This is a genomic window from Acinetobacter sp. YH01003 (assembly GCF_013420525.1).
GTDB lineage: Bacteria > Pseudomonadota > Gammaproteobacteria > Pseudomonadales > Moraxellaceae > Acinetobacter > Acinetobacter towneri.
Genome location: NZ_VOXY01000003.1, coordinates 131731 through 146885, shown reverse-complemented (window position 1 = coordinate 146885; position 15155 = coordinate 131731). Strand labels below are relative to the sequence as shown.

The 15155-nt window shown below is 42.4% G+C and carries 11 protein-coding genes; all 11 read right to left on the bottom strand.

The genetic code is table 11. The annotated features are described in order from the left end of the window. Positions 1–90: 90 nt before the first annotated feature. On the bottom strand, positions 91–825 hold the full coding sequence (tfpZ, locus tag FTT70_RS05060; protein WP_180168365.1) for a TfpX/TfpZ family type IV pilin accessory protein: 735 nt from the start codon (positions 823–825) through the stop codon (positions 91–93). A 61-nt stretch (positions 826–886) separates the two neighbouring features. Continuing rightward, positions 887–2296 (bottom strand): sulfatase-like hydrolase/transferase, encoded by a 1410-nt coding sequence (locus FTT70_RS05055; RefSeq protein WP_180168364.1) that lies wholly within the window; start codon positions 2294–2296, stop codon positions 887–889. Positions 2297–2400: 104 nt separating this feature from the next. Beyond that, positions 2401–2919, bottom strand: coding sequence for a pilin (locus tag FTT70_RS05050; RefSeq protein WP_180168363.1), 519 nt, complete (start codon positions 2917–2919; stop codon positions 2401–2403). A gap of 573 nt (positions 2920–3492) precedes the next feature. Beyond that, entirely contained in the window at positions 3493–4053 is a 561-nt protein-coding gene (locus FTT70_RS05045) for a TPM domain-containing protein (protein WP_180168362.1), read from the bottom strand. Beyond that, positions 4047–5165, bottom strand: coding sequence for a YgcG family protein (locus tag FTT70_RS05040; RefSeq protein ID WP_180168361.1), 1119 nt, complete (start codon positions 5163–5165; stop codon positions 4047–4049). Before FTT70_RS05040 ends, FTT70_RS05045 begins: the two co-directional genes overlap by 7 nt. A gap of 19 nt (positions 5166–5184) precedes the next feature. After that, positions 5185–5775 carry a LemA family protein gene (locus FTT70_RS05035; protein WP_180168360.1) on the bottom strand — a complete coding sequence of 197 codons (591 nt, stop codon included), beginning with the start codon at positions 5773–5775 and terminating at the stop codon, positions 5185–5187. A 291-nt stretch (positions 5776–6066) separates the two neighbouring features. Then, positions 6067–7488 carry an FAD-dependent oxidoreductase gene (locus FTT70_RS05030; RefSeq protein WP_180168359.1) on the bottom strand — a complete coding sequence of 474 codons (1422 nt, stop codon included), beginning with the start codon at positions 7486–7488 and terminating at the stop codon, positions 6067–6069. 91 nt (positions 7489–7579) lie between these two features. Continuing rightward, positions 7580–12055: a glutamate synthase large subunit gene (gltB, locus tag FTT70_RS05025; protein WP_180168358.1), complete on the bottom strand. Its 4476-nt coding sequence runs from the start codon at positions 12053–12055 to the stop codon at positions 7580–7582. A 568-nt stretch (positions 12056–12623) separates the two neighbouring features. Then, positions 12624–13469 (bottom strand): hypothetical protein, encoded by an 846-nt coding sequence (locus FTT70_RS05020; RefSeq protein WP_136143922.1) that lies wholly within the window; start codon positions 13467–13469, stop codon positions 12624–12626. Positions 13470–13479: 10 nt separating this feature from the next. Further along, the gene (gene aroB, locus FTT70_RS05015) at positions 13480–14559 is read right to left on the bottom strand and encodes a 3-dehydroquinate synthase (protein ID WP_004974469.1); all 1080 of its coding nucleotides are present in this window, start codon (positions 14557–14559) and stop codon (positions 13480–13482) included. Positions 14560–14577: 18 nt separating this feature from the next. Next, positions 14578–15120: a shikimate kinase AroK gene (gene aroK / locus FTT70_RS05010; RefSeq protein WP_004974468.1), complete on the bottom strand. Its 543-nt coding sequence runs from the start codon at positions 15118–15120 to the stop codon at positions 14578–14580. Between the last annotated feature and the right edge of the window lie 35 nt (positions 15121–15155).

The following is a 15155-nucleotide window of genomic DNA, read 5'->3' as shown; positions in this document are numbered from 1 at the left end:
TGTGGCAAGTTTGATTGGAATTCTGCTAGTTTTAAAATGGGATGATTGCATAGGGAATACTTAGACTCCCCCCATTTTTAAATTAAGAAATTATTTCCACGGTCTTAAGTCTACTATTTTGATGATGCTTGCAGATTGTTTATTGACTAAGACCACCATATCTATAGCATTGGCTTTTAAGGGTAGCCATGCATCGGCTTTTGGATATTTTGCTAAAGTTTTTTCAACGTCTGTTTTGGGGTTGTACTGTTGCAGTTCTACAAGCAGTAATGCACGTTGTTGGATTTGTTTTTTTGCTTGAGTGAGTTCTACATAGCGTTCTGGACGCTGTGAAATTGAAATACCACTAAAAATCTCTGCAAACATTTCATCATTGCGTTGTTGTGTATCTTTGGCGAATTCAGTAGCCACATATTGCGGCTTAAACCATGAAGGTTTTTGGAATTGTGGCTGTGCTTGCTGAATATTAGTATCAACCAATTCATTTTTTCTAACCAATTCAAAACGATCTACATTATAAACCAACCATGCAGGACGACCTTGTTCAATACTAAACACCCCATAACACAAAGCCGCGACTTGAATGAGGATAATGACACTGAGGTCAAATTTTAGTGTTTTTTTGCCTTCTTTATAGACCAATAAGCCTAAAAGTGGCCCTAAAATCACGTCGATAACCAACAGCATTAAAAAGATATGCATTACGCCAACAGCTGTGGCAAGTGGCGATGGATACCAAATAAAAAAGACGAGTCCAATCACTAATAAAGCGACTAAAAATGAGAGTAATAAATGGCTGAGAAAAAATTTTAGACGTTTGGACATTTTTATATCTTCTAGGTGAAATTTTAATCCTAATCCAAAAATATAGATTTCACAGGCTGAGTTATTTAATTTTAAAATGTAAATAGCTTACATTCAATGGGCGGATATATTGATTATCATCCCCCCAGATCGGGGGGTGATGATCACCAACCACAATAACTTCAACTCCTTGCATTTCTTTTTTCTGAATCAGTTGTGCTAAGTCATCAAACAATTGTGTTTGTAACTTAGCATTGCGACAAACTTCACTATTGGGATTTATTGCAAATCTTTCGCAATCTAAACGTTGATTTCTAATATCTTGTTGTGCATAAGGGTAGTGAGCCGTTAAGCTTAGCCAATAGAGAAATAATTTATTTTTTGCATTTTCTTCAAATTTTTTAGCAATAACATCTATCATTTCATCATCACATACGCCTTTAAATGCACTACAACGTGGTAAACCAATTAAATGCTCACCAAAAAAAACTTCTTGAAAACCTGCTTTCGGATACCACTTAGTACGATCATACAGTAAACCACTTGCACCATGCATTGCAATGGTTTTATAGTTTTGCTGTTGTAATTGATTTGGAAAACAATTCTTAAATATTTTTGGTTTAGACTGGCCTAATGCAAATCCATTATTTGTAATTTTTAAACTACATAGCTCACGTAATTCACCAGAAACCGTTGCTCCAATGGTAAACAATGAACCCGTAGATAATTTTTCAAAGTGATTCTGTTGCTCTAATATATTCTTAAGCATTACCTCGTGGATTTCAGCATCTTTGAATGCTCCTAAAGACTCTGCAATAATTAATAATATTTTTGGGGGATAAGGTTGATTAATTATATCTAAAGCACGCTGTTCATTTTTAGCTAAGGGCGATAATTGTGGTTTAGTACTCATTAGCTTAGAGAACTCACTCTTTGTTTCTTCCAGATAAAGACTAATTTGACTGTGAGCAATATAGTAGTTATCTCGCCCTAAAATTCCATTAAATCGTGTATAACTAATATCTAGTGTCATCAGAACATAGCTAATGATTAATACAATGATCAAGATAAATGATGGGTAAGGCTGTTTAATTTTTTTTGATAAAAATATAAAAAGTATTATTATGCTAATAATTACAAATATAGCTCCAGCCAAAATAAATAAGTAGAGATCTGGTGCATCTAAAATAAATGAAAATAAATACCGAATAGCAGACAAATTCATAAAAGGGAAAATTTGTATTACAAACATAATAGCATCAAAAAGCAAAGCAAAGACCAAAATGCATGTACCTACAAATCTTGTCACTTTATAAGGTAATAAAATAAAAAATAAAGCGAAAAAATAGTCAAGGTTAAATAAAGGACGAGCTACCCCTGCATATAATGATGCACCAATAAAAATAAGGTTTGGTAATAATAAAAGAGTGATAAGGTAAATGGTCTCACGTAGAGACAATGGCGTAATTTCTTTTTTTAAATTAGGGGTCATTTTATTTTAAACATGTCATCTTCATAAATATCAAAATAAAAAGACTGGTTATACCAGTCTTTTTATTTTTTGAATCATTGAGGCTATGAATAAGCGATTAATAATTAACGGCACTCAGAAGGTGCATATTTAGCAGGTAGTGAACCGGTTGCAGAAAGAGCAGCTAAACGAGATTTTGCTTGCTCTGCTGTAGAACTTGCACAAGCCCATTGAACTGAACCTTGAGTAGTAGTAGTAGCTGTCAAAGCAGCACCACCTACATATGGTGACATAATAATAGTTGAGTCTTGTGCATCTGTAGGCAAGCTAGCATCTTTTGTAGTTGTTAAAGTAATTACACCAACGTCTGATGCCTTAATAGTTTGAAGATATTTACTTACTGGCTTAGTAGAAGATCCTGCTTCAACTGCAGCAGCAGCAGATTTAACACCAACCATACCATTTGTTTGGTATCCTTCACTAATCGCTGACTTAGCTGCACCGCCAGCAGTGATTAATTCAGATACCTTTGCACGTACTGTGTAATCTTGATATGCAGGAATCGCAACTGCAGCCAAAATACCAATGATCGCAACAACGATCATTAATTCGATAAGGGTAAAACCCTTTTGTACTGTATTCATAAACATTCTCCACAAATGTTGTTAATTTAGTTATAAGCTTTGTAAGCTATTTTAATATTAGCACTAAACGTGCCAACTTTTATTATAGACAATTCTCACAAAAAAACAGCACCTTACACATAAAAAATTTAGACCTTTTAATTTGACTGTGTATTTTTGTTAAAAAGTGACAAATATTGTCAGGTAGAAATTGTAAATTTAACAAATTTTGTCAATTTTAGAGCAATTAGTCACCTTTTTTAATTTTAAAAATAAACCCATCACACATTTATTCGTATTTTTGATCTAAATTTCAGCAAATTTAGCTTGTGTGCAGTGGTTATCTTTTGTACTCATAGTACTTCCCTTTTGAAAAAGGTGAGCCAAATGTAGTGAAAGCCACCCATGTTTAAAAAATCTCTCCTAGCCTCTCTTTAAAAAAGAGAGGGACATTCATTATAAAATTGATTTATTGTGCAAACATGCTTTTCAAGCTTCCCCCTTTATCAAAGGGGGATTGAGGGGGATTTAAAAAGATTAAGCCATAGATGGTGCAAGGAGGGAGATCAAAAAAGAAAAGAACACTAGCAACACTCACCCCAAAATAATCGGAGCATTGCTCAATTCATTTTGCTGATCTAGCAACTGGCGGTCATAAAACACATCCAAAATTTCACCAATTTCTTTCACACCTGTGATTACCGCTTGCCGATACTGCTGCTGTGCCAAACCTTGCACAATATGCGTACAGACTTCATCCCACACCTGTTGCGTGGTTGCTGTTTTAATACCACGGTCAATCACAATTTCCACCTTGCGCTCACACAAATTCAGGTACAGCAAAACGCCGCTGTTTAGTTCAGTATCCCAAACACCCAATTCTGCAAATAATTGGCGTGCACGGGTATGCGTATCTATCGCATACGCCAACCGCGAGGGTAAACAACCTTCAATTACCACCTGAATTTCACCTACATGCCCATGCTCGGCAGCCGTCACCGCTTCTGCAATGGCATGTTGATCCTGCGCATTAAAAAAACGTTTGGTGGCAGGTAAATAAAAGAAATGCTTCAGCCAACGCTTTACACTCGGACGGGCTGCAATGTCCATTTTCGGTTGAGTAATAATTTCTGTTGTATCTGTTGTGGTTACCATGATCCTGATGCTCCTCCCCCACCAAAGCCACCGCCTCCGCCGCTATAGCCACCGCCACCCAAACCGCCGCCGCCAAAACCACCCCCACCACGTCCGCCTCCACGCCCTGCAGAGGACAAGAAAATTTGGAAAATGGTCTGTGCAATGGCAGTGATGAGTAAAAAGAAAATTCCCACGCCAATCATTAAACTGGTGATTAAGCCTGCACCATTGACCAAACCTGCCACTGTACCTGCTACGGCAGCGGTTGAAGCACTTAAGCGTTTTCCGACTATCAATGAGCCAATTACCCCTGCAATTAAAATAAATAAAGCACTGCTCAAGGTTTTTTCACGTGCCTGTTGTTCGTGCAAGGCTTGTTCATGGCGTTGTTTTAGTTCTTGCGCCGCCTGTGCAGCAACTTCAGGGTCTAGGTTTAAAATCCGTTCAATTTCTGCCAAGCCTGCATCTATGCCTTGCGCATATTGCGCTTGTTTAAAATAGGGGGTAATGCGTTGGTTAATTATCCGACTGACCACAATATCGGGCAGCACGCCCTCTAAACCATAACCTGTTAAAATTTGAATACGGCGGTCATTGACTGCAATTGCCATCAACACGCCATTGTCTTGCTTAGCAGAACCGAGCTGCCATTGTTCTGCGACCCGCATGGCAAAATCAAAAATATCTTCCTGCGCTGTGGTCGGTACAATCACCACTCCAATTTGTGCTTTGGCTTGTTGATGTACATTTAAAATCCGCTGGCTGATTTGCTGTTTTTCTGCAGCAGTGAGCAAATTGGCTTGATCGACTACGGGCTGATTCAAGGTCGGCAAAGCACGGATGGATTCACCCTCTGCCATATCATTGGCAATTTGCGGTTGCTGAACTGGTGTTTCTATAGGTGCTTGCTGAGTGCTCGATGTAGGCTGGCGTGAATTTGTAAAATCTGGGATGGGGTTGGCACTTTGAGGATGCTGTTGCTGCACAATTTTACCCAGCACTACAGCTTCGGCGGTTTCATCGGTTGCTGTAGCAACTTCACTATTTGCCAAGCAACTGAAACACATAACTGCCATGAGCAGCAGCATCTGCGCTAGACTCATGTGGGTCTTGCTGTGCGATTGCAGCATCCAGACATCCTCCTAGGCGTTATTCAAACGAAACTTTCGGTGCTGTTTGTGCGCTTTGTTCGGCACTGAAGTTTGGTTTGGTGTCCATACCAATGACTTTTGCGGTCATCACTTGCGGGAATTGGCGTGCATAGCTGTTAAAGTCTTGCACTGTGCTGATGTAACGGTTACGCGCCACGGCAATACGGTTTTCTGTGCCTTCTAGTTGTACTTGTAAATCACGGAATTGCTCATTGGCTTTTAAGTCTGGATAATTTTCAGACACCGCAATTAAACGTGATAAGGCACTGGTCATTTGCGCCTGTGCTTCCTGATATTTCTGGAATAACGCAGGGTCTTCTAATACCGACTTATCCACTTTTAAGCCTGCGACATTGGCACGTGCCTGAGTGACTTCAGTCAAGACTTGTTCTTCGTGTTTGGCATAGCCTTTGACCACATTCACCAAGTTTGGCACTAAATCGGCACGGCGTTGATATTGGTTTTGGACTTCTGACCAAGAAGCAGTCACGGCTTCATCTTTCACTTGTAAGGTGTTATAGCCACAGCCGCTTAATGTCAAAGTACTGGTTAAAGCCAGCGCGAGCATGGTTTTTTTTGTGAAATTCATAAATTAACCTCTTACTTATCTTTGTATTTGTTTGAAATGATTTCATTCTAACGTGAAATTCTGACCTGTTTGTGTATTTTGTTTAATCGAGCGAATCACCAAACTGATTACATCCAACAATAACCTTGTACAGCAGATTAAATTGATATTGATGTTTCAGCTCTTAAACCTTATATGAATCAGGGATGGCAATATATTCCACAAGAAGATGAGCGGGATAAAATATCCAATAAAAAAGGACTGAATTCCTTAAAACTCAGCCCTTTCAAGATCTAAGCAAAACAAACTCGTTTAGACCTCTAAATAATCTAAAATACCTTCCGCTGCCTGACGACCTTCCCAAATTGCTGTCACGACCAAATCAGAACCACGCACCATATCGCCACCGGCAAAAATTTTCGGGTTTGATGTTTGGAATTTAAATGTTTGCTGTTCTGCTGCCAGCACACGACCCGAACCGTCTACTCCAACATTGGCAGAGGCAAACCAATCTGCAGGGCTGGCACGGAAACCAAAAGCAAGCAATACTGCATCGGCAGCTAGAACTTCTTCTGAACCTGGAACAGGCTCTGGACTACGACGACCACGACTGTCAGGCTCACCCAATTGTGTGGTGACCACTTTGACACCTGTGACTTTGCCATTTTCACCGACAATTTCTATGGGTTGACGGTTAAATAAGAAGTTCACCCCTTCTTCACGGGCATTGGTCACTTCACGGCGTGAACCTGGCATATTGGCTTCATCACGACGATAGGCACAGGTCACTTCCTGCGCACCTTGACGAATTGATGTACGGTTACAATCCATGGCAGTATCACCACCACCAAGTACAATTACTTTTTTACCTTCGACACTAATGTATTCTACAGGGTCTTTTTCCCAGCCTTGGCAACGGTTGACATTAGCAATCAAGAAGTCCAGCGCATCATAAACACCATCTAAATCTTCACCTGCAAATCCACCTTTCATATAGGTATAAGTGCCCATGCCCATGAACACGGCATCGTAATCTGCAAGCAATTGTTCAATCGTTATATCTGTACCAATTTCGGTATTTAAACGGAATTCAACCCCCATGCCCGAAAAAATTTCTCGGCGGCGTTTCATCACGTCTTTTTCCATTTTAAATTCTGGAATACCAAAGGTCAGCAAGCCGCCAATTTCAGGGCGTTTGTCAAAGACTACCGGTTTGACGCCATTACGCACCAAAATATCGGCACAGCCTAAACCTGCAGGGCCTGCACCAATAATCGCCACTTTTTTATCGGTCCATTTCACATGCGACATGTCTGGACGCCAGCCCAAGGCAAAAGCTGTATCGTTAATGTACTTTTCGGCATTGCCAATGGTGACTGCACCAAAACCATCATTTAAGGTACATGCGCCTTCACACAAACGGTCTTGCGGACAAACCCGTCCACAGACTTCAGGCAAAGTATTGGTTTGATGACACAATTCTGCTGCCTGAAAAATACGACCTTCCGAAATCAGTTTAAGCCAGTTCGGAATGTAGTTATGCACAGGGCATTTCCATTCACAGTACGGGTTACCACAGCCCAAACAACGATGGGTCTGATTGGCCGCCACTTCTGCAGTAAACGGTTTATAAATTTCCACAAACTCATTTTTGCGGACATCGAGATCTTTTTTCTCTGGATCTTGGCGTGCTACATCCAGAAATTGAAAGTCATTATGTAGGCGTTCTGCCATGTCTTTCTCCGTAGGTGGATGTGGATAACGCGACATTTACACTGGGTATAAGTCTAAAGTTATCCACATCTGCCGAATGCTGAGTCGTGGATTATTGTGGATCTGCTTGGGTGGTTTTCAACAAAGTCTGCAAGTTGGCAGCTTTTGGTTTTACCAACCAGAATTTACGGCTATAGAAATCAAACTCATGACGGATCTTATACGCCCACGCACTGCCTGTTTCGGCAATATGTTCATCTAAAATACGTCCTAAGAATGCTTTATGTTCTTCCATCGCTTCAGTCGAAATACGATTCAGCTCAATCAGTTCGTGGTTGTAACGGTCTACAAAGTCATTATCCAAATCGAGTACATAGGCAAAACCACCAGTCATACCCGCACCAAAGTTATGTCCCACTTTGCCCAATACCGTGACAATCCCGCCAGTCATATATTCACAGCAGTGGTCGCCTGCCCCTTCAATCACAGCGAAGGCACCTGAGTTACGCACCGCAAAGCGCTCACCTGCCGTACCTGCAGCAAATAATTTACCACCGGTTGCACCATAGAGGCAGGTATTACCAATAATCGCTGTATTTTGAGTTTGGAAAGGCGAACCTTTTGGTGGGAAGATGGAAATTCTTCCCCCCGCCATGCCTTTACCCACATAGTCATTGGCATCGCCTTCAAGTTTGATATGCAAACCACCTGCATTCCAAACACCTAAAGATTGTCCCGCAGTACCCGTAAGGTTCAATTTGACAGGATGATGTTCCATGCTCAAGTTACCATAACGACGCGCAATTTCACCTGAAATACGCGCACCAATTGAACGGTCACAGTTGCTCACATTAAAGTAATATTCGCCCCCTGTACCTGCTTCAATTGCAGGCAACATCTCTGCAATCATTTTTTCAGCCAAGATGCCTTTATCAAATGGCGCATTGCCTTCAACCTGACAGTATTGCGCTTTGCCTTCTGCCGCAGGGTGCGATTCCAACAAGGCGCTTAAATCCAAGTGCGCATGTTTTTCGGTTTCACCCGGTAAAATTTCTAGCAAGTCGGTACGACCAATCAAGTCTTTCAAGCTAGCAACACCCAGTGCAGCTAACCATTCACGGGTTTCTTCCGCAATGAAAGTGAAGAAGTTGATCAGCATTTGTGGTTCACCAATATAGTGTTCCTGACGCAAATGATCTTGCTGCGTTGCTACCCCTGTTGCACAGTTATTTAAGTGACAGATACGCAAGTATTTACAACCTAAGGCAATCATTGGGGTTGAACCAAAGCCGAAGCTTTCCGCACCTAAAATTGCCGCTTTCACCACATCTAAACCAGTTTTTAAGCCACCATCGGTTTGCACACGAACTTTGCCACGCAAGTCATTCACACGTAATGCCTGATGCGCCTCGCTTAAACCCAACTCCCACGGTGAACCTGCATGGTGAATAGAGGACAGTGGCGATGCTGCGGTACCGCCATCATAACCCGAGATGGTAATGAAGTCGGCATAGGCTTTAGCGACACCTGCTGCAATGGTACCCACACCCGGTTCAGACACCAGTTTGACCGATACCATGGCTTGCGGATTGACTTGCTTTAAATCGAAAATCAATTGTGACAAGTCTTCAATCGAATAAATATCGTGGTGCGGTGGTGGTGAAATCAAAGTTACACCCGGCACAGAGTAACGTAAACGGGCAATCAAGCCATTCACTTTACCACCCGGTAACTGACCACCCTCGCCTGGTTTTGCACCCTGTGCCACTTTAATCTGCAACACTTCTGCAGAGGTTAAGTAAGCAGGTGTGACCCCAAAACGTCCCGAAGCAATCTGTTTGATTTTCGAGTTACGAATCGTGCCATAACGCGCAGGGTCTTCACCGCCCTCACCTGAGTTTGAACGCCCACCAATAGTGTTCATGGCAATCGCAATCGCTTCATGCGCTTCTGGTGACAACGCACCCAAAGACATGCCCGCAGAGTCGAATCGCGGTAAAATTTGTTCAACCGATTCCACTTGATCTAAGGCAATGGAATTGTCTGTTTTTAACTTGAATAGATCACGAATGGTTGCGATTGGGCGATTATTCACGATTTCTGCATATTCTTTAAAATCTGCATAATTGCCTGAACGCACCGCTTTGTGTAAGGCATTGATCACATCTGGGTTAAAGGCATGGTATTCCTTGCCAAATACAAATTTCAGCAGACCGCCCTGATCAATTGGCTTACGCGATTTCCATGCAGTATCTGCCAATTTTTTCTGATCATTTTCAAGGTCGGCAAAGGTAGCCCCTTGAATACGACTTGGTACACCAATAAAGCAAGTATTCACCACTTCGGCTGATAAGCCGACTGCTTCAAACAACTGACCACCACGGTAAGAGGCTACAGTTGAAATCCCCATTTTGGACAAGACTTTGAGCAAGCCTTTTTCAATGCCTTTGCGGAAATTGCTTTGTGCATAGACAGGGTCGCCCAATAACTCGCCTTTGGCAATCAAGTCATTGATCACATCATAAGCCAAATATGGATACACCGCAGTTGCACCAAAACCGAGCAATACTGCAAATTGGTGCGGATCGCGGGCAAAGCCTGTTTCCACAATAATGTTGGCATCGGTACGTAAACTGACTTGTATTAAGTAGTGATGCACCGCACCAGTCGCCATGACCGCATTGGCAGGCAAGTAACCTTCACGGATTTTTTTATCGGTGAGTACCAATAAAGTTTTACCCTCACGCACCGCTTGTGCAGCAGTTTCGCAAATCCGTTGAATTGCAGCTTGCAAACCTTCGCTTTCGGCATAGTTCAGGTCGATGTCGGCAATTTCATAGCCTTTACGGCCCAAAGTGCGAATTTGGTGCATTTTGGAGTTGGTCAACACAGGGCTTGAGATAATCAAGCGGTCGGCATGTTCTGGACCTTGCTCAAATACGTTTTGTTCACGCCCTAAACAGGTTTCCAAAGACATCACGATCGATTCACGCAATGGGTCAATCGGTGGATTGGTCACCTGCGCAAACTGCTGACGGAAATAATCCGACACATGGCGTACCTGACGCGACAATACTGCCATTGGCGTATCATCACCCATGGAACCCACGGCTTCTTGACCGCTTTCTGCGATTGGACGCAATAATTGATCACGCTCTTCAAAGGTCACCATAAACATTTTTTGTGCAGCTTTTAAGGCATCACCTTTTAAACCCTGATCACACAAATATTCTTCAAGCTCTGGGCTACCTTGTAAACGGATTGAATTTTCACGCAACCATTCACGATAAGGACGCATTCTTTTCAGATGGTTATTTACATCCTGCGTATCGAGCACTTTGCCAGTAAAGGTATCCACCACCAAAATTTGACCAGGACCAACACGTCCTTTAGAAATTACATCTTCAGGCTCATAACCCCACACCCCAATTTCAGAGGCCAAAGTAATGTAGCCATTTTTAGTGATCACCCAACGTGCAGGACGTAAGCCATTACGGTCTAACATACAGATGGCATGACGACCATCCTGAATCACTAAACCTGCAGGGCCATCCCACGCTTCCATATGTTTAGAGTTAAATTCATAGAAAGCGCGTAAATCGGCATCAATGGTTTCGACGTTCTGCCATGCAGGCGGAACCAACATACGCAAGGCACGGAATAAATCCATTCCGCCACCCACCAGAATTTCCAGCATATTGTCTAAGCTTGAGGAGTCTGAACCTGTACGGTTTACAATTGGGTTTAGCTCTGTCAAACCTGGCAATAATGGATTTTCAAATTTTGGGGTACGTGCCATCGCCCAGTTACGGTTGGCGGTAATGGTGTTGATTTCACCATTGTGTGCTAAATAACGGAACGGCTGTGCCAACGGCCAACGTGGCAAAGTGTTGGTCGAGAAGCGCTGATGGAACACCACAATATGTGATGCCAGACGTTCATCGGCAAGGTCGGTATAAAAGTCTGCAATCGCTGCAGGCATCATCAAACCTTTATAGCTGATCACGGTTGAGCATAGCGTGGTCACATAAAAATATGGATCGGCAGTCAATTGCTGCTCGGCACGACGGCGCGCCAAAAATAGTTTGCGGTTAAATTCAACTTCAGTCACCCCCAATGGGCAATTGACAATAATTTGCTCAAAAGCAGGCAAAGACTGCATGGCGATTTCGCCCAATGCCTCATTATTGGTTGGCACCACACGCCAAGCCAATACTTTGCAGCCTTCAGCTTCAATTTCTTTGGTCAGGATATTTTTAGCATGTGTAGCCAAGGCAGGGGCAAGGTTCAGAAATACTGTACCCACTGCAAAAATTTCGCTCAGGGTAATGTCACTTAAGCGTTTTGCTTCTTCGCGGAAAAATTGCTTTGGCATCGCCAACAGCAAACCACATCCATCGCCCGTTTTACCGTCTGCGGCAATACCACCACGGTGGGTCATGCAACTTAAACTATGAATGGCAGTCTTGACGAGATCATGGCTTGCATCACCCTGCATATGGGCAATTAAACCGAAACCACAGTTATCTTTAAACTCATCCGGTTGGTATAAACCTTGAGCGGGAGCTACAGTATTAGGCGATGGCATGTGCATAGCGTACCCTTCTTTTACTTGCCCAATTGGGCCAATTAAACAATCTGTTTTTGCGATTTAACTCAATTTACAACTCTAAACATCAACCTTGGGTAAATGAAATGTCACACATTTATTTCAATCAATACCGATTAAAAAGCCTGAGTGACCGATTCATCATTTACGCAACTTTTACACTTTAATGTAGCAGGCAAATTTGACAGTTTCGCACAATCATTGAATCTTTTTTGCGCCAAAATAGGGACAACAACTCAATTCACGCACCAATAAAAGCAAAAACAATGCCAACTTTATTTTTTATTCGCACATGAGCCAAATCTCAGCTTTAACCCTAAAAATGTAAAATCAGATCACATTTTTAAGTCAAATTCGCACTATTTTTGTGCATTTCATTATTTTTATACACCATGCTGCGCCATTTTAGAACGCATTTTTTAGTGAGAAGAATAATTTTTTTAGATCAAATTGGTGCAATTGAGCCAAAATAGACAAAAAGGATAAAGCTCAAGTAGCTATTTGAATGACTCGACTTGAGCTAAAAGAATATTGGAAGTGTTTATGATTAGTTAAAAGGATCGCGCACTTCAGGTTCAGGTGCATCTGGCTGAGCAGGTGCTGTACCACTTTGTGATTTTTGTACATCAACGACATTACCCTCCTGATCACGGCGGGTAATTGTAGTGCTGGTGGTACTATTTTGCGGTGCAACTGCCTGCGTAGTCGGTGCAGTCGTTGTGGTTGCAGGTGGACGTGCCAAAGCACTTTCATCTATTTTAGGCACAGCTGCTGGACGTAAATTTACCGCATATAACTTGGTGCTCAGCCCCATTTCATCTGCACCTAAATCATTGACATAAGGACGATAGTCAGCAAATTGCACCACAACAGGCTGAATCGTTTCAGGAAATTTGAATGGCAGTGCGGTCAAAGTCTGTGCAGCGTCACGTTTATTGCCAAAACTGCCATATAACATCACATATTGTTCAGCCTGCCCCTCACCGCTTAAACGAATATAAAACAGCTTGCTCCGATCTGTTTGCTTTTTAATAAAACTTTTAATGATGTTTTCATCATTGACCCGAAACAGTTCAATCGTGCTATTATTTTTTTGTTCCTGAATAAATTTAGTACCGCGAAACTCAGCCTCATGCAAACCAGAAGCCGTTAAACGCGTGGTGAGTTCCAAAGGTCTGACTTCTTCTTGCAAGCCACCCAAATAGGTGGTTGCAGCAACCTTCTCGGGTTGAATTTGTAATTCAATTTCAGACTCTGGTTGTTTTTCAATTTCAACCAGTTCTTCACGGTCTGTCACCGCCCAAAAAATCAGTGCCGCCAATAAACACAGCACCGCGCCCAGCAACCAAATTGACTGTTGAATTTTTTGCCAGTGTGTACGCAGTGCTGTCATATGCTGCCTTTTATGCTTGATTGGCTAAAATCGCCTGTTTCATCAATTCTAAGTCAAACTCTTTGGTGATGATGGCTTGACCCAATTGCTTCATGAGCACCAAACGTAATTGACCATTCAGCACTTTTTTATCGTGTGCCATATAAGCCAAAAACTGATCCAGTGGAATTTGCGGACATACTATCGGTAAATTGGCGCGAGAAATGATATTTTTTGTACGCTCTACATCTTCGGCAGAAATCCAGCCCATACGCTGTGATAAATCGGCTGCCATTACCATCCCTGTCGCAACAGCTTCACCGTGTAACCATTCACCATAACCCAAATAAGATTCAATTGCGTGCCCAAAAGTATGCCCAAGATTCAATAAAGCGCGTTCACCTTGCTCTTTTTCATCATTGGCAACAATACGCGCTTTATGTGCACATGAACGATATACCGCTTCTGCCAGTACAGCAGGATCACGCGCCACTAATGCTTCCATGTGCGTTTCAAGCCATTCTAGAAACTCGACATCACCCAAAAGCGCATATTTAATGACTTCGGCTAAGCCTGCAGACAACTCGCGCTCAGGTAAAGTATTCAGTTGCGACATATCGGCCAGCACCACTTGGGGTTGCTGAAACGCGCCAATCATGTTTTTACCCAATGGATGATTAATCCCTGTTTTGCCACCGACACTTGAATCGACCTGCGACAATAAAGTGGTCGGTACTTGAATGAAGTACACTCCACGCTGAAAACTTGCCGAAGCAAAACCTGCCATATCGCCAATCACGCCACCGCCCAAAGCCAGCACCGTACAATCACGGTTAAAACCAGCTTCCAGCAAGGCATCAAAAATAAGAGTGAGATGCTGAATATCTTTGTATTTTTCTCCATCAGGCAAAATACAGGTTGCCACTTTCTTACCAAGTGCTTCAACAGCCGTCACATAGTGACTTAAATACAAAGGTGCAACCGTGGTATTGGTCACTATCATGACTTGCTGACCTTTAATATAAAGTGCAAGTAATTCTTGGGGCTGAAGATCACTGCCAATAAAAATAGGGTAACGGCGATCGCCGAGTTCAACGTGTAAAGTCTGCATGAAAAAGTCGCTTTCTACCTAAGATATTTGCTCTGAAACAATCGTATTTAAGATTTTTTGCGCCAAATCTCGCGCAGCACCCTGATTGGTTTCAATAATATAATGCGCCACCTCACGATACAACGGATCACGCACTGCAAGCAAATCACGTAATCTTTGTTCGGGGTTTTCAACTTGAAGTAAAGGACGGTTTTTATCGCGATAGGTTCGCTGAAGTTGAATTTCGACAGGGGTATATAGATAAACAACAATACCACGTTGTTTTAAGAAGTCTCGATTCGGGGCTTGAGTCACCGCACCGCCACCTGTAGCAAGTACAAGTTTATGCCGTGTGGTTAACTCATCAATAACCGCTGTTTCACGACTACGAAACCCTTGTTCGCCTTCTTTTTCAAAGATCCAAGGGATCGTAGCGCCAGTTTTGCGTTCAATTTCATGATCACTATCTAGAAATTCACGCCCTAACAATTCCGCCAAATGGCGTCCTACAGTGGTCTTGCCTGCCCCCATCGGCCCTACCAAATAGATATTTGGTAGGGTGTCAAACTCTTTGCTTAGCAAGGAGTCACCTATAAATTTTGTTTAAATTGAAAATA

Coding starts and splice junctions, on each gene's coding strand:
- FTT70_RS05055 (WP_180168364.1), bottom strand. CDS start 2,296: ATGACCCCTAATTTAAAAAAAGAAATTACGCCATTGTCTCTACGTGAG.
- FTT70_RS05050 (WP_180168363.1), bottom strand. CDS start 2,919: ATGAATACAGTACAAAAGGGTTTTACCCTTATCGAATTAATGATCGTT.
- tfpZ (WP_180168365.1), bottom strand. CDS start 825: ATGTCCAAACGTCTAAAATTTTTTCTCAGCCATTTATTACTCTCATTT.
- FTT70_RS05045 (WP_180168362.1), bottom strand. CDS start 4,053: ATGGTAACCACAACAGATACAACAGAAATTATTACTCAACCGAAAATG.
- FTT70_RS05040 (WP_180168361.1), bottom strand. CDS start 5,165: ATGCTGCAATCGCACAGCAAGACCCACATGAGTCTAGCGCAGATGCTG.
- gltB (WP_180168358.1), bottom strand. CDS start 12,055: ATGCCATCGCCTAATACTGTAGCTCCCGCTCAAGGTTTATACCAACCG.
- aroB (WP_004974469.1), bottom strand. CDS start 14,559: ATGCAGACTTTACACGTTGAACTCGGCGATCGCCGTTACCCTATTTTT.
- FTT70_RS05030 (WP_180168359.1), bottom strand. CDS start 7,488: ATGGCAGAACGCCTACATAATGACTTTCAATTTCTGGATGTAGCACGC.
- FTT70_RS05035 (WP_180168360.1), bottom strand. CDS start 5,775: ATGAATTTCACAAAAAAAACCATGCTCGCGCTGGCTTTAACCAGTACT.
- FTT70_RS05020 (WP_136143922.1), bottom strand. CDS start 13,469: ATGACAGCACTGCGTACACACTGGCAAAAAATTCAACAGTCAATTTGG.